Annotated in this window: 19 protein-coding genes; 2 read left to right on the top strand and 17 right to left on the bottom strand. The window is 72.1% G+C overall.

The window, feature by feature from the left end:
• Positions 1-224: 224 nt before the first annotated feature.
• Positions 225-1,160: a methionyl-tRNA formyltransferase gene (gene fmt / locus SMD11_RS27415; RefSeq protein WP_087928992.1), complete on the bottom strand. Its 936-nt coding sequence runs from the start codon at positions 1,158-1,160 to the stop codon at positions 225-227.
• A gap of 257 nt (positions 1,161-1,417) precedes the next feature.
• Between fmt and SMD11_RS27410 the strand changes: the two genes are divergently transcribed.
• The gene (locus tag SMD11_RS27410; protein ID WP_087928991.1) at positions 1,418-1,933 is read left to right on the top strand and encodes a hypothetical protein; all 516 of its coding nucleotides are present in this window, start codon (positions 1,418-1,420) and stop codon (positions 1,931-1,933) included.
• Positions 1,934-2,106: 173 nt separating this feature from the next.
• On the opposite strand, the gene SMD11_RS27405 is transcribed toward SMD11_RS27410, so the two are convergent.
• The 14 genes from SMD11_RS27405 to pyrR all read right to left on the bottom strand — a co-directional run bounded on the left by SMD11_RS27405 (position 2,107) and on the right by pyrR (position 18,862).
• On the bottom strand, positions 2,107-4,269 hold the full coding sequence (locus tag SMD11_RS27405) for a primosomal protein N' (protein ID WP_087928990.1): 2,163 nt from the start codon (positions 4,267-4,269) through the stop codon (positions 2,107-2,109).
• A 138-nt stretch (positions 4,270-4,407) separates the two neighbouring features.
• Positions 4,408-5,616 (bottom strand): methionine adenosyltransferase, encoded by a 1,209-nt coding sequence (gene metK, locus SMD11_RS27400; protein WP_087928989.1) that lies wholly within the window; start codon positions 5,614-5,616, stop codon positions 4,408-4,410.
• A gap of 177 nt (positions 5,617-5,793) precedes the next feature.
• Positions 5,794-7,002, bottom strand: a complete 1,209-nt coding sequence (gene coaBC / locus SMD11_RS27395) for a bifunctional phosphopantothenoylcysteine decarboxylase/phosphopantothenate--cysteine ligase CoaBC (RefSeq protein ID WP_199843962.1) — start codon at positions 7,000-7,002, stop codon at positions 5,794-5,796.
• Between the two features lie 136 nt (positions 7,003-7,138).
• Positions 7,139-7,411 carry a DNA-directed RNA polymerase subunit omega gene (rpoZ, locus tag SMD11_RS27390; protein WP_004948662.1) on the bottom strand — a complete coding sequence of 91 codons (273 nt, stop codon included), beginning with the start codon at positions 7,409-7,411 and terminating at the stop codon, positions 7,139-7,141.
• Positions 7,412-7,465: 54 nt separating this feature from the next.
• Positions 7,466-8,056 (bottom strand): guanylate kinase, encoded by a 591-nt coding sequence (gene gmk, locus SMD11_RS27385; protein WP_087928987.1) that lies wholly within the window; start codon positions 8,054-8,056, stop codon positions 7,466-7,468.
• A gap of 38 nt (positions 8,057-8,094) precedes the next feature.
• On the bottom strand, positions 8,095-8,418 hold the full coding sequence (locus tag SMD11_RS27380; protein ID WP_087928986.1) for an integration host factor: 324 nt from the start codon (positions 8,416-8,418) through the stop codon (positions 8,095-8,097).
• A gap of 334 nt (positions 8,419-8,752) precedes the next feature.
• Positions 8,753-9,628, bottom strand: coding sequence for an orotidine-5'-phosphate decarboxylase (gene pyrF, locus SMD11_RS27375; protein WP_087928985.1), 876 nt, complete (start codon positions 9,626-9,628; stop codon positions 8,753-8,755).
• Entirely contained in the window at positions 9,625-10,743 is a 1,119-nt protein-coding gene (locus tag SMD11_RS27370; protein WP_087928984.1) for a quinone-dependent dihydroorotate dehydrogenase, read from the bottom strand. Before SMD11_RS27370 ends, pyrF begins: the two co-directional genes overlap by 4 nt.
• Positions 10,744-10,878: 135 nt before the next feature.
• Entirely contained in the window at positions 10,879-14,190 is a 3,312-nt protein-coding gene (gene carB, locus SMD11_RS27365) for a carbamoyl-phosphate synthase large subunit (RefSeq protein ID WP_087928983.1), read from the bottom strand.
• Positions 14,183-15,325: a glutamine-hydrolyzing carbamoyl-phosphate synthase small subunit gene (carA, locus tag SMD11_RS27360; RefSeq protein WP_087928982.1), complete on the bottom strand. Its 1,143-nt coding sequence runs from the start codon at positions 15,323-15,325 to the stop codon at positions 14,183-14,185. The genes carB and carA overlap by 8 nt, the downstream gene beginning before the upstream one ends.
• On the bottom strand, positions 15,322-15,903 hold the full coding sequence (locus SMD11_RS27355; protein WP_087928981.1) for a hypothetical protein: 582 nt from the start codon (positions 15,901-15,903) through the stop codon (positions 15,322-15,324). Before SMD11_RS27355 ends, carA begins: the two co-directional genes overlap by 4 nt.
• A complete protein-coding gene (locus SMD11_RS27350; protein ID WP_087928980.1) occupies positions 15,900-17,186 on the bottom strand; it encodes a dihydroorotase in 1,287 nt (428 codons plus the stop codon). Before SMD11_RS27350 ends, SMD11_RS27355 begins: the two co-directional genes overlap by 4 nt.
• Positions 17,186-18,172, bottom strand: a complete 987-nt coding sequence (locus SMD11_RS27345) for an aspartate carbamoyltransferase catalytic subunit (protein ID WP_087928979.1) — start codon at positions 18,170-18,172, stop codon at positions 17,186-17,188. The genes SMD11_RS27350 and SMD11_RS27345 overlap by 1 nt, the downstream gene beginning before the upstream one ends.
• 99 nt (positions 18,173-18,271) lie before the next feature.
• The gene (gene pyrR, locus SMD11_RS27340) at positions 18,272-18,862 is read right to left on the bottom strand and encodes a bifunctional pyr operon transcriptional regulator/uracil phosphoribosyltransferase PyrR (RefSeq protein WP_087928978.1); all 591 of its coding nucleotides are present in this window, start codon (positions 18,860-18,862) and stop codon (positions 18,272-18,274) included.
• Between the two features lie 196 nt (positions 18,863-19,058).
• On the opposite strand from pyrR, the gene bldD reads away from it, so the two are divergent.
• Positions 19,059-19,559 carry a transcriptional regulator BldD gene (bldD, locus tag SMD11_RS27335; protein ID WP_004948690.1) on the top strand — a complete coding sequence of 167 codons (501 nt, stop codon included), beginning with the start codon at positions 19,059-19,061 and terminating at the stop codon, positions 19,557-19,559.
• Positions 19,560-19,636: 77 nt separating this feature from the next.
• Here bldD and nusB read toward each other — a convergent pair whose 3' ends face one another.
• Together nusB and efp are read right to left on the bottom strand one after the other, a co-directional pair.
• Positions 19,637-20,065: a transcription antitermination factor NusB gene (gene nusB, locus SMD11_RS27330; protein ID WP_087928977.1), complete on the bottom strand. Its 429-nt coding sequence runs from the start codon at positions 20,063-20,065 to the stop codon at positions 19,637-19,639.
• A 2-nt stretch (positions 20,066-20,067) separates the two neighbouring features.
• The gene (efp, locus tag SMD11_RS27325; RefSeq protein ID WP_087928976.1) at positions 20,068-20,634 is read right to left on the bottom strand and encodes an elongation factor P; all 567 of its coding nucleotides are present in this window, start codon (positions 20,632-20,634) and stop codon (positions 20,068-20,070) included.
• Positions 20,635-20,660: the final 26 nt, after the last annotated feature.

The following is a 20,660-nucleotide window of genomic DNA, read 5'->3' as shown; positions in this document are numbered from 1 at the left end:
GCGCGTCCTGGGCGGGGCGGCCCGCTCTTCCCGTCGGGGGGCGGCCCGCCCTTCTCCCCGGCGAAGCGGCCCACCCTTCGCGGGAGGCCATACGTCCGTCACGGGAAGCCACACGTCCGTTGCAGGAGGCCGCACAGCGGTGACGGGAAGCCAGGCTCGCACGCCCCACGGAAGGCAGCCGCCCCACGGAAGGCAGCCGCCCCACGGAAGGCAGCCGCCGCGGGCTACGCCGCGCCGAGCCGCTCGCCCTCGGCGATGCGGACGCCGCGGGCCCAGTCGGCCGCCTTCATCGGCTTCTTGCCCTGCGGCTGGACCCAGAGCAGCTCCACCGCGTGCGAGCCGGTGCCGACGTGCACGGAGTTCTTGGCGGCGGCGACGGCGCCGGGCGCGAGGTCGGTGCGGGCGGTGTCGAGGGCGACGGCCATCACCTTGAGCCGCTCGCCGCGGAAGACCGTCCAGGCGCCGGGCGCGGGGGCGCAGCCGCGCACCACGCGGTCCACCCGCAGGGCGGGCGCGGACCAGTCCAGCTGGGCGTCCTCGACATTGATCTTCGGGGCGAGGGAGATGCCGTCGGCCGGCTGCGGAACGGCCTCCAGGGTGCCGTCCTCGATGCCGTCCATGGTCGCGGAGAGCAGCCCGGCGCCCGCGAAGGCGAGCCGGGTGAGCAGATCGCCGCTGGTGTCGGTGGGTCGTACGTGCTCGGTGAGCACGCCGTAGACCGGGCCGGAGTCCAGACCCTCCTCGATCAGGAAGGTGGAGGCGCCGGTGACCTCGTCGCCGGCGAGGATCGCGTGCTGGACGGGCGCGGCACCGCGCCAGGCGGGCAGCAGCGAGAAGTGGAGGTTGACCCAGCCGCGGGCGGGGACCTCCAGGGCAGCCTTGGGCAGCAGCGCGCCGTAGGCGACGACCGGGCAGCAGTCGGGGGCGATCTCCGCCAGCCGGGCGAGGAAGTCCTCATCGCGCGGCCGGACGGGCTTGAGCACCTCGATGCCGGCCTCCTCGGCGCGCTGGGCGACGGGGCTGGCGACCAGCCGGCGGCCGCGCCCGGCGGGGGCGTCGGGCCGGGTGACGACGGCGACGACCTCGTGCCGGTCCGAGGCGATCAGGGCGTCGAGGGCGGGGACGGCGACCTCGGGGGTGCCGGCGAAGACGAGCCTCATGGGTGGCGAACTACCTCTCCTCGAGCGCCGAGTGGAACAGCCCACCAGTCTAGGGGCCCGCTCCCCCAGGGGGCGTACGGGCACTCACGCGCCCCATTCCGGCGGATGTGCGCCCCCATACCGTGACCCGGCGGCCAGTGGCGCGTTGTGGTCAAGAGAGATTGACCTGAACGGGCCGCGGCAGCGGCCCGCTTCCGTTCCTTGTCAACTCTCGCCTTTTTTAGTCCTTTTACCCCGCCGGTCCGAGAGGCTACTTCATGGCCGACCACGCAACCCACGACGCCCAGGCACGGGCCAGCCTGCATCTTCTGGTCCGGGACATCGAGCGGGTCCGCAGGCAGGTGGACGCCCTGCGCACCCTCACCGCTCAGCTGGGCAACGTCTACCGCCCGCGGCGCACCGGCCCGTCGGCCGGCTTCGTCGTCTACGGGCGGGCCCCCGCGCCGACCGTACGGCTGGCGCAGGAGCTGCGGGACAGCGTCGAGACGCTGGTGACGGCCGCGGTCGACTTCGACCGCTCGCTGGGCTTCTCGTGGGACGCGGTGGGTTCGGCACTGGGCGTCACCAAGCAGGCGGTGCACCGCCGTTACGGCGCCCGCCGGTCCAACGGCCAGAGCACCCCGGAGCCCGCGGAGGCGGTCCGCACCGCCGAGCCCGCGGCCGTCCCGGCGGTCCCGGTCGTCCCCGCGGCCCGCACCGTCCCGGTCCAGAGCGTGGCCCCCCACCGCGACGAACCGAGGCCCCCGGCCTTCCCCGGCCCGCGCAACGGCTGAGCGACGCGGGCCGTGGCACTCCGGCGGGCGGGGGCCCCGCACCGGGCCCGGCCCGCGCGGGCCGGCACCGGCCCCGAGGTCCCCGAAGGCTCCGTCGGCCTTCCGGGAAGCCGGCACCGGCCGGGCGCGTACGGGCCGGTCGCGGAACGCCGCCGCCCGGGAGGCGTCCCCGCTCAGCCGATGTTGAGCGGGTCGATCCGGAGCGACACCGGCTCGCCGTCCCGGCGGGCCAGCCGGGCGGCCTGGGCGATCTTGAGCGCCGAGGCCAGCGCGGCGCCCCGCCCGGGACGGACCCTCAGCAGGGCACGGTCCCACCGCTCCCCCGCCGGTGCCTCGCCCGGCCGGCGCGGGCGACCGGGTGCCGTGACGGGCATGGGCACCGGACCGAGCACCTCCGCGTCCGCCGGCAGCTCGGCCGCCGCGAGGAATTCGGCCACGGCCGCCGGGGGGCCCGAGACGGAGGCCATCCGCGACACGGGCGGGAAGCCCAGCTCCGCGCGGTCGGCGAGCTCGCGCACGGCGTGCCCCGCGGGGTCCCAGCGGACGAGCGCCTGCACCGGACGGAGCGTCGGCTCGGCGACGATCACCACGGTGCCGCCCTCGGCCTGGCTCCGCACCAGCGCCGCCGCGTCCAGCCAGCGGCGCAGCGCCTCCTCGTCCGCCCGCAGGTCGGGAAAGCCGAGCAGCGCCCAGCCGTCGAGGAGCAGCGCCGCCGCGTACCCCCCCTCGGCGACCGGCTCGGCCCCGGGCGTGGACACGACGAGCGCCGGGCGGTCGGGAACGCTGTCGAGGATGTGGTCACGGCCGGAGGTGCGCACGGGCACCGATGGAAAGGCCTGTCCCAGCTCCTCCGCGGTGCGCCCGGCCCCGACGACCCGGGCGCGGAGCTGCCTCCCGCCGCACTCGGCGCAGTGCCAGTCCGGCTGCCCCTGACCGCACCAGCCGCAGCGCAGGCCGCCGTCGCCCTTCAGCGCCTCCAGGGGCCCGACGCACGTCGTGCAGCGGGCCCGCTCGCGGCACCGCTCGCAGGCCAGCCGGGGGACGTACCCACGGCGCGGCACCTGCACCAGCACCGGGCCGTGCTTGAGGCCTTCCCGGGCGGCCTGCCAGGCGAGCGTGGGCAGGCGAGCGGCGCGGGCGGCCTCGTCCCGTGCCTCGTCGGCGTCGCCGACCGTGCGGATCAGCGGTGCCGTCGCCCTGACCCGGTCCCGGTCGGCGGCCAGCGGCAGGGCCCAGCCGGTGTTGACCAGCTGGGCGGCCTCCACCGTGCAGCCGAAGCCGCCCAGCAGGAACGCCGCCTTCTCGTGGGCCGCCCGGGACATCAGCACCTCGCGGGCGTGCGGGTGCGGGGCGTTCTGCGCGCTGTGGCTCGCGTCGCCGTCGTCCCAGATCGCGACGAGGCCGAGGGAGCGCACCGGCGCGAACATGGCGGCCCGGGTCCCGACGACGACCCGCACGGACCCCCGGCTGACCGCCAGCCAGCGGCGGTACCGCTCCTCGGGGCCGAGGTCGGCGGTCAGGAGGACATGCCGCCCCTCCCCCAGCAGCGCGGTCAGCTCGGCGTCGACCCGCGCGGCGGACCGGCCGTCCGGCAGGACGAGCAGCGCGCCGCGCCCGGCGGCGAGGGCGGTGCCGGCGGCCCGGGCCAGCTCCTGCGGCCAGTGCGGGCCCGGCAGGGCCGTCCACACGGCACGCGGCGAGTCTCCCCGGGAGACCGCGTCCAGGAAGGCCTGGCCCGTCGGATAGCGGGACCAGGTGCCCGGGCCGGGGCGGGCCGGGGAAGGCAGCGGTTCGGGGGACGGCTCGGCCTCGATGCGGGCGTGCCGGGGCGGCACCGCCAGCTGGAGGACGTCCGCGAGCGAGCCGGCGTAACGGTCGGCGACGGAGCGGCACAGCTCGTACAGGGCGGGGCTGAGCACGGGCTCGGGCGACAGGACCTGCGCCAGGGCCGCGAGCGGCCCCCGGTACTCGGACTCGGCCACCCGCTCGATGATGTACCCGTCGAGGAGCCCGCCGCCCTCCCGGCGGCCGTCCCGTACGTTGCGGGTGCCCGCGCCGAAGCGGACCCGCACCCGCGTGCCCGGCTGGGCGGCGGCGTCCAGCTCGGCCGGGACGGCGTAGTGCCACAGCTGGTCGAGGTGGACGGGGCCCTTGTCGACCAGCACACGGGCGATGGGCAGGGACTTCGCCAGAGGCGCGCCGCGCCACGTCCGCGGCTTCGCCCGCGGCACCTTCGCCTTGCGGACCGTCTCCCGGATGAACGCGAGCTGCTCCCCCCCTTGCTCCGCCGCCTCGGGCGGCACTCCCGCCCCCGACCGCCCGTTCTCGCTGCTCACAGCTCCAGTCTTAGCAGACCGCACTGACAGCGGAGGGCGCTCGGCCGGGGCGGGCGCACCGGCGGGAGGGGGTACGCGTACGGCCCCGAACCGATTCTGCGGTCCGGGGCCGTACGCGGCACAGCCGGCAGCCGGGGCTTAGAGGCCCGCGGCCTTCTTCAGGGCGTCCACCCGGTCCGTGCGCTCCCACGTGAAGTCGGGCAGCTCGCGGCCGAAGTGGCCGTACGCGGCGGTCTGGGCGTAGATCGGGCGGAGCAGGTCGAGGTCGCGGATGATCGCGGCCGGGCGGAGGTCGAAGACCTCGGCGATGGCGTTCTCGATCTTCTCGGTCTCGACCGTGTTGGTGCCGAAGGTCTCGACGAAGAGGCCGACGGGCTCGGCCTTGCCGATGGCGTAGGCGACCTGGACCTCGCAGCGGGCGGCCAGGCCCGCGGCGACGACGTTCTTCGCGACCCAGCGCATGGCGTACGCGGCCGAGCGGTCGACCTTGGACGGGTCCTTGCCGGAGAAGGCACCGCCGCCGTGGCGGGCCATGCCGCCGTAGGTGTCGATGATGATCTTGCGGCCGGTGAGGCCGGCGTCGCCCATCGGGCCGCCGATCTCGAAGCGGCCGGTCGGGTTCACCAGGAGGCGGTAGCCGTCGGTGTCGAGCTTGATGCCGTCCTCGACGAGCTCCTTGAGGACGTGCTCGACGACGAACTCGCGGATGTCGGGTGCCAGCAGCGAGTCCAGGTCGATGTCGGACGCGTGCTGGGAGGAGACGACGACGGTGTCGAGGCGCACGGCCTTGTTGCCGTCGTACTCGATGGTGACCTGGGTCTTGCCGTCGGGGCGCAGGTAGGGGATGGTCCCGTTCTTGCGGACCTCCGACAGGCGGCGGGAGAGCCGGTGCGCCAGGTGGATCGGCAGCGGCATCAGCTCGGGGGTCTCGTCGCAGGCGTAGCCGAACATCAGGCCCTGGTCGCCGGCGCCCTGCTTGTCGAGCTCGTCCTCGTCACCCTCGACACGGCTCTCGTACGCGGTGTCGACGCCCTGCGCGATGTCGGCGGACTGGCCGCCGATGGACACCGAGACGCCGCAGGAGGCGCCGTCGAAGCCCTTCTTGGAGGAGTCGTAGCCGATCTCCAGGATCTTGTTGCGCACGAGGGTGGCGATCGGCGCGTACGCCTTGGTCGTCACCTCTCCGGCCACGTGCACCAGGCCGGTGGTGATCAGCGTCTCGACGGCGACGCGGGAGGTCGGGTCCTCCCGGAGGAGGGCGTCGAGAATGGTGTCGCTGATCTGGTCAGCGATCTTGTCGGGGTGACCCTCGGTCACAGATTCCGAGGTGAACAGGCGGCGGGACACATCGCTCCCTGGGGTTGCAGCGGCTGCTGGCTGATCATTTGCAGGACCCGGTTCGAGAGCTGCGCTCGACGCGGATCCTGAGCCAGTTTATCCGGCGTTCTCGTGGTTGGGGCATCCGGTTCCCCTTCACCGGCGGAGTGACCTGCGACACCTTCCGTCTCCGGAGCCCCTGGAGCCTCAGGAAAGGCGGTCCGTCACAAGATTCCAGACGATGTCGGCGAGGCCCTCCTTGGGACCGAAGGGCACCGGCGTCTCGGAGCCGTCGGGCGCCAGCACGACGGCCTCGCTCCGCTCGGCGCCGAAGGTCTTCCGCTCCCCGACCTCGTTGACCACGAGGAGGTCACAGCCCTTGCGCGCGAGCTTGGTCCGGCCGTTGGCGAGGACGTCGTCCGTCTCCGCCGCGAAGCCCACCACGATCTGGCCCGGACGGGCGCGTTCCGCGGAAAGTTCCGCGAGGATGTCCGGATTACGCACCAGAACGACCGGTTCCGGGTCCTGTCCGTCCCGCTTCTTGATCTTGCCGGAGGCGTAGGAGGCCGGACGGAAGTCGGCCACGGCGGCCGCCATCACCACGGCGTCGGCGTCGGCGGCGGCCTTGAGCACCGCCTCCCGCATCTGCACCGCCGTCCCCACCCGCACCACATCGACGCCCGCGGGGTCGGGCAGCTCGCTGTTGGCGGCGACGAGCGTCACCCTGGCCCCGCGCGCCACGGCCGTACGGGCCAGGGCGTAGCCCTGCTTGCCCGAGGAGCGGTTACCGAGGAAGCGCACGGGGTCCAGCGGCTCCCGGGTGCCGCCCGCGCTGACGACCACGTGGCGGCCCGTGAGGTCCATGGCCCGGCCCTCGGCGCCGCGGGCCAGCACCCGGCGGCAGACCTCGAAGATCGCCTCGGGGTCGGGCAGCCGGCCCTTGCCGGTGTCGACGCCGGTCAGCCGGCCGACGGCGGGCTCGATCACGATCGCGCCGCGGCGGCGCAGGGTCGCCACGTTCTCCTGGGTGGCCTGGTTCTCCCACATCTCGGTGTGCATCGCGGGCGCGAAGACGACCGGGCAGCGGGCCGTGAGCAGGGTGTTGGTCAGCAGGTCGTCGGCGAGCCCGTGCGCGGCCTTGGCCAGCATGTCGGCGGTGGCGGGCGCGACGACGACGAGGTCGGCCTCCTGGCCGATCCGCACGTGCGGCACCTCGTGCACGGAGTCCCACACCTGGGTGGCGGCCGGCTGCCCGGACAGCGCCGACCAGGTCGCCTCGCCGACGAAGTGCAGCGACGCGGCGGTCGGAACCACCCGTACGGAGTGCCCCGACTCGGTGAGGCGGCGCAGCAGCTCGCAGGCCTTGTAGGCGGCGATCCCGCCGCTGACCCCCAGGACGACCTTGGGCTTGTCCATCGTTTGGCTTCTCCCCGCCATCTCGTGCGTACGTACGACCGTACGGTCCCATGACACACCACAGGCCCGGCAGGCGCTCCCCCCGGCAAACGCGGGAGGGGCCCTGCCGGGCCTGTGGCTGTGAGGAACCGAAGGCCTACTGGGCCGGGGCCTCGATGGCCTCGGAGGTCAGCAGACCGGCGTTGATCTCACGGAGCGCGATGGAGAGCGGCTTCTCGTGGACGTGGGTGTCCACCAGCGGACCGACGTACTCCAGCAGGCCCTCGCCGAGCTGCGAGTAGTAAGCGTTGATCTGACGGGCGCGCTTGGCGGCGTAGATCACCAGGCTGTACTTCGAGTCGGTGGCCTCGAGGAGCTCATCGATCGGAGGGTTGATGATGCCCTCGGGCGCGGTGATGGAAGAGGACACTGTCTGCCTTCCGATGGGGGTGGAGATCAGGAACTTCGGGGGGATATCCCCAGTTCAACGCAGCAAGGCTAGCAGCTCGCGCGCGACGTCCTCGACGGAGGTGTTGACCAACGTCACATCGAACTCCGACTCGGCCGCCAGCTCGACCTTCGCGGCGGCCAGTCGGCGCTCGATGACCTCGGGCGACTCGGTGCCCCGGCCGGTGAGCCGGCGGACCAGCTCGTCCCAGCTCGGGGGCGCGAGGAAGACCAGCTGGGCGTCCGGCATGGACTCGCGGACCTGCCGGGCGCCCTGGAGGTCGATCTCCAGCAACACGGGCTCACCGGCCTCCAGGCGGTCGAGGACCGCCTGGCGCGGCGTGCCGTAGCGGTTGCCGGCGAACTCCGCCCACTCCAGCAGCTCACCGTTGGCGACGAGCTTGTCGAATTCGCCGTCGTCCACGAAGAAGTACTGGACACCTTCCTGCTCGCCGGGGCGCGGCTTGCGGGTGGTGGCCGATACCGAGAGCCATACCTCGGGGTGGGCCTTGCGCATATGGGCGACGACCGTGCTCTTACCGACCCCGGAGGGGCCGGAGAGCACGGTCAGCCGCGGTTGTCTGGCCGGGGGTACGGGGGACGTCCCCCGGGAGACTGCAGTACTCATGCAGTGATTATCCCGGTTCCCGGGAGTGCCTGGGAACGTCAGGCGGCCTTGCCGCCGAACTCACGCTCCAAGGAGGCGATCTGATTCGAGCCGAGCCCGCGCACCCGGCGGCTCTCGGAGATGCCGAGCCGCTCCATGATCTGCTTGGCGCGGACCTTGCCCACACCCGGAAGGCTCTCCAGGAGTGCGCTGACCTTCATCTTGCCGATGACTTCATTCTTCTGGCCCTGCTCGATGACCTCGTGCAGCGAGGCGCCGGAGTGCTTGAGCCGATTCTTGACCTCGGCGCGCTCCCGGCGAGCCGCGGCGGCCTTTTCGAGCGCGGCTGCGCGCTGTTCAGGGGTAAGGGGCGGAAGAGCCACGCCTACGTCACCTCGGATATCGAACTGTCGGATAACGGACCGGTGAGGAACCTAGTCGGCCCACACCTGCGGAGCAACGAGCAACGCGCTTGCACGTTCGCTCTCGTCGGAGACTAGCGGCCGATCCCGCTCCAGTCAGCGAGAACAGACGAAAAGTCCTGGTCAGACTCGCTCGACCAGGACCTTTCCGGACATAATGACCGACAATTCTTGTCCGAGATCTTGTCCCGGGTACCGCCGGGTACTGTCGGAGACCGGTCCCGGACCCGTCCGGGACCGGCCCGCGGCCCTCCGGGGCCCGCCTCCCGCCGCCCTGCCGGACGGCGGGGCGGCTTCAGCGTGCCCCGGTACCGCTCGCGTCCACCGCTTCCCGGACCTCGTCCGCGAACCGGGCGGCGCTCGCGCGCAGCGCGGCCACGTCCGGGCCGTGCCGCAGCACGCCGCGGCTGACGTTCGGGACGACGTCGCGCACGGCCGCGCCGAAGACCTTCGGCAGGTCCGCCGCGGTCGCGCCCTGCGCGCCGATGCCGGGCGCCAGCAGCGGGCCGCCGATCGCCAGGTCGGCGCCGGCCGCGCCGAGCGTGTCGCCCAGCGTCGCGCCCACGACCGCGCCGTACGAGCCCATGGCACCGGACGCGTTCTCCGCGGCGTTCTCGGCCCGGAGGTGGTCCAGCATCGTCGCGGCGACGCTCGCTCCCCCGGCCCGCACCGCGTGCTGCACCTCGGAGCCCTCGGGGTTCGAGGTCAGCGCGAGGACGAACACGCCGGTGCCGCTCTCGCGGGCCAGGTCCAGGGCCGGGCGCAGCGAGCCGTAGCCCAGGTAGGGGCTGACGGTGACGGCGTCCGAGAAGAGCAGCGAGGCCGGGTCCAGGTAGGTGGCGGCGTAGGCGGCCATGGTGGAGCCGATGTCCCCGCGCTTGGCGTCCATGAGGACCAGCGCGCCGGCCTCCCGGGAGTCGGCGACCGCCCGCTCCAGGACGGCGATGCCGCGCGAGCCGAACCGCTCGAAGAACGCGGACTGCGGCTTGAGCACGGCGACCCGGTCGGCGAGCGCCTCCACGACGACGCGCGTGAAGCGCTCCAGGCCGGCGATGTCGTCGGACAGGCCCCAGTCGGCCAGCAGGGACGCGTGCGGGTCGATGCCGACGCAGAGCGGGCCGCGCTCGTCCATCGCCCGGCGCAGGCGGGTACCGAAGGGTGCGAGGGTCATGCGGCGGCCTTCTTCCGGGTCTCGGCGCCGACGGCGTCGGCGAGGGTGGCGTACGGGGAGGCGGCGAGGCGCTCGGCCAGGCCGCGGTGGATCCGCCGGCACCAGAAGGGGCCCTCGTAGATGAAGGCGCTGTAGCCCTGGACCAGCGTGGCGCCCGCCAGGATGCGCTCCCAGGCGTCGTCGGCGGTCTCGACGCCGCCCACGCCCACGAGGGTGATCCGGTCGCCCACGCGGGCGTACAGGCGGCCGATGACCTCCAGCGAGCGGGCCTTGAGGGGCGCGCCGGACAGGCCGCCGGCGCCGATGGCCTCGACGGTCCGCGCGGGGGTCTTCAGGCCGAGGCCGTCCCGGGCGATGGTGGTGTTGGTGGCGATGATGCCGTCCAGGCCCAGCTCGACGGCGAGGTCGGCGACGGCGTCGACGTCCTCGTCGGCCAGGTCGGGGGCGATCTTCACCAGCAGCGGGACGCGGCGCGAGGTGACCGTGCGGTCCGCGGCCTCGCGGACGGCGGCCAGCAGGGGGCGCAGCGCCTCGGTGGCCTGGAGGTTGCGCAGGCCGGGCGTGTTGGGCGACGAGACGTTGACGACGAGGTAGTCGGCGTGGGCGGCGAGGCGCTCGGTGGAGGTGACGTAGTCGGCGACGGCCTCCTCCTCGGGCACCACCTTGGTCTTGCCGATGTTGACGCCCACGGTCGTCCGGAAGGCCGCCTTGCGGGCCGCCAGGCGCTCGGCGACGGCCGCGGAGCCGTCGTTGTTGAAGCCCATGCGGTTGATGAGCGCGCGGTCGGCCACGAGGCGGAAGAGGCGCTTCTTCGGGTTGCCGGGCTGCGGCTGGGCGGTGACGGTGCCGATCTCGACGTGGTCGAAGCCCAGCATCGTCATGCCGTCGATGGCGGAGGCGTTCTTGTCGAAGCCGGCCGCGAGGCCGAAGGGGCCGTGCATGCGCAGGCCGAGGGCCTCGGTGCGCAGCGCCTTGTGGCGGGGGGCCAGGACGGCGGCGACCAGGGTGCGCAGGACGGGCACCCGGGCGGCGGCGCGGATCCAGCCGAAGGCCAGGTGGTGGGCCTTCTCCGGGTCCATGCGCTTGAAGAGCAGATCGAAGAGGAGACGGTACATTTCAAGCCTTCTTGGCGAGGGGGGCGGCGGGCCCCGGGCGAAGGGGGCCCGTGAGGGCTCATGAGCGGGCCCGTGCGGGCCCGTGGAGGGGCTTCATGAAGAGGGGGACACCGGTCGGTGTCCCCCTCCTGTGCCCTACGCCTCGCGGGCGGCGGTGAGCGCTCCGGCGTGTTCCTGGAGGGAACGGACGCCGACGTCGCCGCGGGTGAGTGCCTCGATGCCCTGGACGGCGGCGGCGAGCGCCTGGACCGTGGTCAGGCACGGGACCGCGCGGGCGACCGCGGCGGTGCGGATCTCGTAGCCGTCGAGACGGCCGCCGGTGCCGTACGGGGTGTTGACGATCAGGTCGACCTGGCCGTCGTGGATGAGCTGGACGATCGTCTTCTCGCCGTTGGGGCCCTCGCCCTCGCTCTGCTTGCGCACGACGGTGGCGTTGATGCCGTTGCGCTTGAGGACCTCGGCGGTGCCGGAGGTGGCCAGCAGCTCGAAGCCGTGGGCGACCAGCTCACGGGCCGGGAAGATCATCGAGCGCTTGTCGCGGTTGGCGACGGAGACGAACGCGCGGCCCTTGGTGGGCAGCGCGCCGTAGGCACCGGCCTGCGACTTGGCGTACGCCGTGCCGAAGACCGTGTCGATGCCCATGACCTCGCCGGTGGAGCGCATCTCCGGGCCGAGGACGGTGTCCACGCCGCGGCCGGAGGCGTCGCGGAAGCGCGACCACGGCATCACGGCCTCCTTGACGGAGATCGGCGCGTCCAGCGGCAGGGTGCCGCCGTCGCCCTCCCGGGGCAGCATGCCCTCGGCGCGCAGCTCGGCGACGGTGGCGCCCAGCGAGATGCGGGCGGCGGCCTTGGCCAGCGGCACGGCGGTCGCCTTGGAGGTGAAGGGGACCGTGCGGGAGGCGCGCGGGTTGGCCTCCAGGACGTAGAGGATGTCCCCGGCCATGGCGAACTGGATGTTGATCAGTCCGCGCACGCCGACGCCCTTGGCGATCGCCTCGGAGGAGGCGCGCAGCCGCTTGATGTCGTGGCCGCCGAGGGTGATCGGGGGCAGCGCGCAAGCGGAGTCGCCGGAGTGGATGCCGGCCTCCTCGATGTGCTCCATGACGCCGCCGAGGTAGAGCTCCTCGCCGTCGTAGAGCGCGTCGACGTCGATCTCGATGGCATCGTCGAGGAAGCGGTCGATGAGGACCGGGTGCTCGGAGATCAGGCCGGCGTGCCGCTCCAGGTAGCCGCCGAGGGAGGGCTCGTCGTAGACGATCTCCATGCCGCGGCCGCCAAGGACGTAGGACGGGCGGACCATGACCGGGTAGCCGATCTCGGTGGCGATGGCCTTGGCCTCGTCGAAGGAGAAGGCCGTGCCGTACTTCGGCGCGGGCAGCCCGGCCTCGGTGAGCACGCGGCCGAAGGCGCCGCGCTCCTCGGCGAGGTCGATGGCCTCGGGCGAGGTGCCGACGATCGGCACGCCGTTGTCCTTGAGCGCCTGGGCGAGGCCGAGCGGGGTCTGGCCGCCGAGCTGGACGACGACGCCCGCGACGGGACCGGCGAGGGTCTCGGCGTGCACGATCTCCAGGACGTCCTCCAGGGTGAGCGGCTCGAAGTAGAGCCGGTCGGAGGTGTCGTAGTCGGTGGAGACGGTCTCGGGGTTGCAGTTGACCATCACGGTCTCGTAGCCCGCCTCGCTGAGCGCGAAGGAGGCGTGGACGCAGGAGTAGTCGAACTCGATGCCCTGGCCGATGCGGTTCGGGCCCGAGCCCAGGATGATCACGGCGGGCTTCTCACGCGGCGCGACCTCGGTCTCCTCGTCGTAGGACGAGTAGAAGTACGGGGTCTTCGCGGCGAACTCGGCGGCGCAGGTGTCGACCGTCTTGTAGACCGGGCGGACGCCGAGCGCGTGGCGGACCTCGCGGACGACGTCCTCGCGCAGGCCGCGGATGCCGGCGATCTGGGCGTCGGAGAAGCCGTGCCGCTTGGCCTCGGCGAGGATGCCCGGCTCCAGCTTCTCGGCGGTGCGGACCTCCTCGGCGATCTCGTTGATCAGGAAGAGCTGGTCGACGAACCACGGGTCGATCTTCGTGGCGTCGAAGACCTCCTCGGGCGTGGCGCCGGCGCGGATCGCCGCCATGACCGTGTTGATCCGGCCGTCCGTGGGGACGACGGACTTCGCCAGCAGCTCCGCCTTGTCGCCGGGCACGGAGACGAAGTCGAACTGCGAGCCCTTCTTCTCCAGCGAGCGCAGGGACTTCTGGAGCGCCTCGGTGAAGTTGCGGCCGATGGCCATGGCCTCGCCCACCGACTTCATGGTGGTGGTGAGGGTGGCGTCGGCGGCCGGGAACTTCTCGAAGGCGAAGCGGGGGGCCTTGACCACGACGTAGTCGAGCGTGGGCTCGAAGGAGGCCGGGGTCTTCTCGGTGATGTCGTTGGGGATCTCGTCCAGCGTGTAGCCGACGGCGAGGCGGGCCGCGATCTTGGCGATCGGGAAGCCGGTGGCCTTGGAGGCGAGCGCCGAGGAGCGGGAGACGCGCGGGTTCATCTCGATGACGATGATCCGGCCGTCCTCGGGGTTCACCGCGAACTGGATGTTGCAGCCGCCGGTGTCGACGCCGACCTCGCGGATGATCGCGATGCCGATGTCGCGCAGCCGCTGGTACTCGCGGTCGGTGAGGGTCATCGCCGGGGCGACGGTGATCGAGTCACCGGTGTGCACGCCCATCGGGTCGAAGTTCTCGATGGAGCAGACGACCACGACGTTGTCGTTCTTGTCGCGCATCAGCTCCAGCTCGTACTCCTTCCAGCCGAGGATGGACTCCTCCAGGAGCACCTCGGTGGTCGGGGAGAGCGTGAGGCCCTGGCCGGCGATGCGGCGCAGCTCCTCCTCGTCGTGGGCGAAGCCGGAGCCGGCGCCGCCCATGGTGAAGGAGGGGCGGACGACGACGGGGTAGCCGCCGAGGGTGTCGACGCCCGCGACGACCTCGTCCATGGTGTGGCAGATGACCGAGCGGGCGGACTCACCGTGGCCGATCTTGGCGTGGACGGCTTCGACGACGCCCTTGAACAGGTCGCGGTCCTCACCCTTGTGGATCGCCTCGACGTTGGCGCCGATCAGCTCGACGCCGTACTTCTCCAGGACGCCGTTCTCGTGCATGGAGATCGCGGTGTTGAGCGCGGTCTGGCCGCCGAGGGTGGGCAGGAGGGCGTCGGGGCGCTCCTTGGCGATGATCTTCTCGACGAACTCCGGGGTGATCGGCTCGACGTACGTGGCGTCGGCGATCTCCGGGTCGGTCATGATCGTGGCCGGGTTGGAGTTGACCAGGATGACCCGCAGGCCCTCGGACTTCAGGACGCGGCAGGCCTGGGTGCCGGAGTAGTCGAACTCGGCGGCCTGGCCGATGACGATCGGGCCGGAGCCGATGACCAGAACGGACTGGATGTCGGTGCGCTTAGGCACGCTGGCCCTCCATCAGGGTCACGAAGCGGTCGAACAGGTAGGCGGCGTCGTGCGGGCCCGCCGCTGCTTCGGGGTGGTACTGGACGCTGAAAGCCGGCTGGTCGAGCAGCTGGAGGCCTTCCACCACGTTGTCGTTGAGACACACGTGGGAGACCTCCACCCGGCCGTAGGGCGTGTCGGTCGGCGCGTCGAGCGGGGCGTCGACGGCGAAGCCGTGGTTGTGCGCGGTGACCTCGACCTTGCCGGTCGTGCGGTCCTGCACGGGCTGGTTGATGCCGCGGTGGCCGTACTTCAGCTTGTAGGTGCCGAAGCCGAGGGCGCGGCCCAGGATCTGGTTGCCGAAGCAGATGCCGAAGAGCGGGGTCTTCCGCTCCAGCACCCCGCGCATCACGGAGACGGGGTGGTCGGCGGTGGCGGGGTCGCCGGGGCCGTTGGAGAAGAACACGCCGTCGGGGTTGACGGCGTAGACGTCGTCGAGCGTCGCCGTGGCGGGCAGCACGTGCACCTCGATGCCGCGCTCGGCCATCCGGTGCGGGGTCATGCCCTTGATGCCGAGGTCGATCGCGGCGACGGTGAACTTCTTCGCGCCGATCGCGGGGACCACGTAGGTCTCCTTGGTGGCGACCTCGGCGGAGAGGTCGGCGCCCTGCATCTCGGGGGCCTGGCGGACCTCGGCGAGCATCGTGCCCTCGTCGGGCAGGCTGTTGCCGGAGAAGATGCCGACGCGCATGGCGCCGCGCTCGCGCAGGTGGCGGGTGAGGGCGCGGGTGTCGATGCCGCTGATGCCGACGACGCCCTGCTTGACCAGCTCCTCGTCGAGGGAGCGGCGCGAGCGCCAGTTGGAGGGCATCCGGGCGGGGTCGCGGACGACGTAGCCGGCGACCCAGATCCGCTGGGACTCGGGGTCCTCGTCGTTCACGCCGGTGTTGCCGACGTGCGGGGCGGTCATGACGACCACCTGGCGGTGGTACGAGGGGTCGGTCAGGGTCTCCTGGTAGCCGGTCATGCCGGTGGAGAACACCGCCTCGCCGAAGGTCACCCCCACGGCCCCGTAGGCGCGGCCGCGGAACATCCGGCCGTCCTCCAGGACGAGTACGGCGGGAGCGTGCGCGGCTCCCCTGGTGGAGGTCGTCATCGTGCGCCTTCCATGTCGTGTCGGTTCGAGTGGTGCTGTGCGGTGAGGGCCTCGACCCAGGCCGCGTGCTCGGCGGCCCGGTCGGAGCGGAACCCGGAGTCGATCTCCCGGCCGCCGTGCTCCCAGGTGATCACCAGCAGGCCGCCCTCGGCGAGGACCTTGCCGGCGATGCCCTTGTCGAGGCGGGCGCCGCGGAGCGCGGCGGCGGGGATGAAGAAGTCCTCCGCGCCGGGCCGTACGACGTCGACGCCCTGGTCCGTCAGGGTGAGCTCGGCCCGGCTGCGGGTGCCGAGGCCACGGGCCACGATGCGGTCGAGCCACTGCCCGGCGGTGGTGGAGCCGTGGTAGCGGCCCGCCATCGTCAGGGTGGCCGCGCCGGGCTCGGCGGGGGCGGTGGGCAGCTCGGGCAGGTCGCCCTGGAGCGTGCCGCGCCACTTCCAGCCCTCGCGCATCAGCCAGTAGACGAGCGCGATGAAGAGCAGCAGTCCCACGACCCAGCCGATGCGTGCGGCCCAGTCGGTCACCTGCTGGGACTTCTCCTCAGCTGCGAGCGTTGTCAGAGTGTGCAGAGGTGTCACGCCAGTTTCCCGTCCACGACCGTCGCGCGGCCCCGCAGGAAGGTGTGGGTGACGCGACCCGGCAGCTCTCGCCCCTCGTAAGGGGTGTTCCGGCTGCGGGAGGCGAAGCCCGCGGGGTCCACGACACCACGGTAAGCCGAATCGACCAGCGTGAGGTTGGCGGGCTCCCCGGGAGCGATGGGGCGGCCGTGGCCGGGGAGGCTGCCGATGCGGGCGGGGGTGGCGGACATCCGGTCGGCGACGCCGGCCCAGTCCAGCAGCCCGGTCTCGACCATCGTGTGCTGGACGACGGAGAGCGCGGTCTCCAGGCCGACCATGCCCATGGCGGCCGCGGCCCACTCGCAGTCCTTGTCCTCGTGCGGGTGCGGGGCGTGGTCGGTGGCGACGATGTCGATCGTGCCGTCGGCCAGCGCCTCGCGCAGCGCCATGACGTCGCGCTCGGTGCGCAGCGGCGGGTTCACCTTGTAGACGGGGTTGTACGAGCGGACCAGGTCGTCGGTGAGGAGCAGGTGGTGCGGGGTGACCTCGGCGGTGACGTCGATGCCGCGGGACTTGGCCCAGCGGACGATCTCGACGGAGCCGGCCGTGGAGAGGTGGCAGATGTGCACCCGGGAGCCGACGTGCTCGGCGAGGAGGACATCGCGGGCGATGACCGACTCCTCGGCGACGGCGGGCCAGCCGCCGAGGCCCAGCTCGGCGGAGACGACGCCCTCGTTCATCTGGGCGCCCTCGGTGAGGCGGGGCTCCTGGGCGTGCTGGGCGACGACGCCGCCGAACGCCTTCACGTACTCCAGGGCGCGGCGCATGATCACGGCGTCGTCGACGCACTTGCCGTCGTCGGAGAAGACGGTGACCCCGGCGGCGGACTCGTGCATGGCGCCGAGCTCGGAGAGCTGCTTGCCCTCCAGGCCGACGGTGACGGCGCCGATGGGCTGCACGTCGCAGTAGCCGGACTCCTTGCCCAGGCGCCAGACCTGCTCGACGACGCCGGCGGTGTCGGCCACGGGGAAGGTGTTGGCCATCGCGAAGACGGCGGTGAAGCCGCCGCCGGCGGCGGCGCGGGTGCCGGTGAGGACGGTCTCGGAGTCCTCGCGGCCGGGCTCGCGCAGGTGGGTGTGCAGGTCGACCAGGCCGGGCAGCAGGATCTTGCCGTCGGCCTCGATCACCTGGGCGCCCTCGGCGGAGAGGCCGGTGCCCACCTCGGCGATGGTCTCGCCGTCGATCAGGACGTCCTGCGGCTCGCCGCCGAGGACCTTCGCACCACGGATCAGGATCTTGGACATCAGTTGTTCTCCTCGGTGCGGGCGTTGTTCGTGCTGACGGCCGGCCCGGAGCCGCCCAGCAGCAGGTAGAGGACGGCCATGCGGGTGCTGACGCCGTTGGCGACCTGCTCCACGGCCGTGCAGCGGTCGGAGTCGGCGACCTCGGCGGTGATCTCCATGCCGCGGTTCATCGGGCCGGGGTGCATCACGATCGCGTGCTCGGGCATCTTCGCCATGCGGTCGCCGTCCAGGCCGTACCGGCGCGCGTACTCGCGCTCGGTCGGGAAGAAGGCCGCGTTCATCCGCTCGCGCTGCACCCGCAGCATCATCACGGCGTCGGACTTCGGCAGCACGGTGTCCAGGTCGTAGCTGACCTCGCAGGGCCAGGTCTCGACGCCCACCGGCACCAGGGTGGGCGGTGCCACCAGGGTGACCTCGGCGCCGAGGGTGGTCAGCAGGTGGACGTTGGAGCGGGCCACCCGGCTGTGCAGGACGTCGCCGACGATCGTGATCCGGCGGCCGGACAGGTCCCGGCCGAGGCCGGCGTCGCGGCCGACCAGGCGGCGGCGCATGGTGAAGGCGTCCAGCAGCGCCTGGGTGGGGTGCTCGTGGGTGCCGTCGCCGGCGTTGACGACGGCGCCGTCGATCCAGCCGGAGTTGGCGAGCCGGTAGGGCGCACCGGAGGCGTGGTGGCGGATGACGACGGCGTCCGCGCCCATGGCCTCCAGCGTCAGGGCGGTGTCCTTGAGCGACTCGCCCTTGGAGACCGAGGAGCCCTTGGCGGAGAAGTTGATGACGTCGGCGGAGAGCCGCTTGGCGGCGGCCTCGAAGGAGATGCGGGTGCGCGTCGAGTCCTCGAAGAAGAGGTTGACGACGGTGCGGCCGCGCAGGGTCGGGAGTTTCTTGATCGGCCGGTCGGCGACCCGGGCCATCTCCTCGGCGGTGTCGAGGATCAGGACGGCGTCGTCGCGCGTGAGGTCGGCGGCCGAGATGAGGTGGCGCTTCATCCGGTTGCTCCGTGGTCGAGGAGGTGTGGGGGGATATGAACGGGCAACAGCCGGGCATGCGGCTTCACGGGCCCGGGCGCACCGGGTCCGCGGGGGCTGCTACTGCTCGGCCGGGGTGGTCTCGCGCGTGCCGAGGAGCACGCTGTCGCGGCCGTCCTCCTCGGTGAGCTGGACCTTGACCGTCTCCCGCAGCGACGTGGGGAGGTTCTTGCCGACGTAGTCGGCGCGGATCGGGAGCTCGCGGTGGCCCCGGTCGACGAGGACGGCGAGCTGGACGGCGCGCGGGCGGCCGATGTCGCCCAGCGCGTCGAGCGCGGCGCGGATCGTGCGGCCGGAGAAGAGCACGTCGTCGACGAGGATCACCAGACGGCCGTCGACGCCCTCACCGGGGATCTCGGTGCGGGCCAGCGCGCGGGCGGGCCGCAGCCGCAGGTCGTCGCGGTACATGGTGATGTCGAGGGAGCCGACCGGCATCTTTCCGCCGGTGATCTCTTCGAGCTTGGCGGCCAGCCGGCGGGCGAGGAAGACCCCGCGGGTGGGGATGCCGAGGAGCACCACGTCGTCGGCGCCCTTGGCGCGTTCGACGATCTCGTGGGCGATACGGGTCAGGACCCGGGCGATGTCCGGTGCTTCGAGCACGGGACGGGCGGAGACGGAACCCGGAGGGTTTGCGTCACGGTGTGCGTCCATACGAAACGGACCTCCTTCTCCGCCTCACGGGACGGACTTTAAAGGACGTCGGATTAACGGTTTCACGTTACCAGGGTCCGCGCTGAACAGGCGCCATCGCCCCTGACGGGGGATGCTGTGGACCATTCGGCTTGACGAAGTCAGATTACGCTGCGTAACCTCACAGTGAGTTACCAGTCTTCGTCCGGGGAGCTTTATGTCCAGCGAATACGCCAAACAGCTCGGGGCCAAGCTCCGCGCCATCCGCACCCAGCAGGGCCTCTCCCTCCATGGCGTCGAGGAGAAGTCCCAGGGCCGTTGGAAGGCCGTCGTAGTGGGCTCGTACGAGCGCGGCGACCGTGCAGTGACCGTCCAGCGCCTGGCCGAGCTGGCCGATTTCTACGGCGTTCCGGTGCAGGAACTGCTGCCGGGCACCACTCCCGGCGGGGCCGCCGAGCCGCCGCCGAAGCTGGTCCTGGACCTTGAGCGCCTGGCTCATGTGCCGGCCGAGAAGGCGGGCCCGCTCCAGCGTTACGCGGCGACCATCCAGAGCCAGCGTGGCGATTACAACGGCAAGGTCCTGTCGATCCGCCAGGACGACCTCCGCACTCTTGCCGTGATCTACGACCAGTCGCCCTCGGTGCTCACCGAGCAGCTGATCAGCTGGGGCGTCCTGGACGCCGACGCGCGCCGCGCCGTCCAGCACGAGGACGCCTAGCCGTCCCGGTCATAAAAAACGAACCGCCGTGGGGGGCGGGAAACCCGATGGGTTTCCCGCCCCCCACGGCGGTTTCGTCATGCCCGGCGGAGACTCGGCTTGAGCTCCTTGAAGCGGCCGAGCAGGCCGTTGACGAAGGCCGGCGAGTCATCGGTCGAGAACTCCTTGGCGAGCTGCACCGCCTCGTCGATCGCGACCGCGTCCGGAGTGCCGTCCTCCCAGATCAGCTCGTAGGCACCGAGCCGCACGATGTTCCGGTCCGCGACCGGCATCCGGTCCAGGTCCCAGTCGACCGCGTAGGTGGCGATCAGCTCGTCGATACGGGCGACGTGCTCGGCGTACCCCTCGACCAGCTGCATGGTGTACTCATTGACCGGCGGCTGCCGGTCGTCGGACCGCGAGTGCCGGATCCAGTCGGCGAGGACGTTCTGCACGGTGATCCCGCGCTGATCGGCCTCGAAGAGGATCTGGAAGGCGCGCTTACGGGCCTTGCTGCGAGCGGCCACGGTTAGCTGTTCACCCGACCGAGGTAATCACCGGTGCGAGTGTCGACCTTGATCTTCTCACCGGTGGTGATGAAGAGCGGGACCTGGATCTCGTAGCCGGTCTCCAGTCGCGCGGGCTTCGAGCCACCGGTGGAACGGTCGCCCTGGACACCCGGCTCGGTGTGCTCGATGACGAGCTCGACGGCGGCCGGCAGCTCGACGTAGAGCACCTCGCCCTCGTGCGCGGCCACGGTGGCCGTGAAGCCCTCGAGCAGGAAGTTGGCGGCGTCGCCGACGGTCTTGCGGTCGACCATCAGCTGGTCGAAGGTCTGCATGTCCATGAAGACGAAGTACTCGCCGTCCATGTACGAGAACTGCATGTCGCGGCGGTCAACGGTGGCCGTCTCGACCTTCACGCCCGCGTTGAAGGTCTTGTCGACGACCTTGCCGGAGAGCACGTTCTTCAGCTTCGTACGGACGAAGGCGGGGCCCTTGCCGGGCTTGACGTGCTGGAACTCGACGACGGACCAGAGCTGGCCCCCGTCGAGCTTGAGCACCATGCCGTTCTTGAGGTCGTTCGTGGATGCCACGGTTGCGGTATCTCCTGGGCTGGTGG

Source organism: Streptomyces albireticuli (assembly GCF_002192455.1).
GTDB lineage: Bacteria > Actinomycetota > Actinomycetes > Streptomycetales > Streptomycetaceae > Streptomyces > Streptomyces albireticuli_B.
The sequence above is the reverse complement of the archived record's forward strand: the minus strand, read 5'-3'. Positions and strand labels throughout refer to the sequence as shown.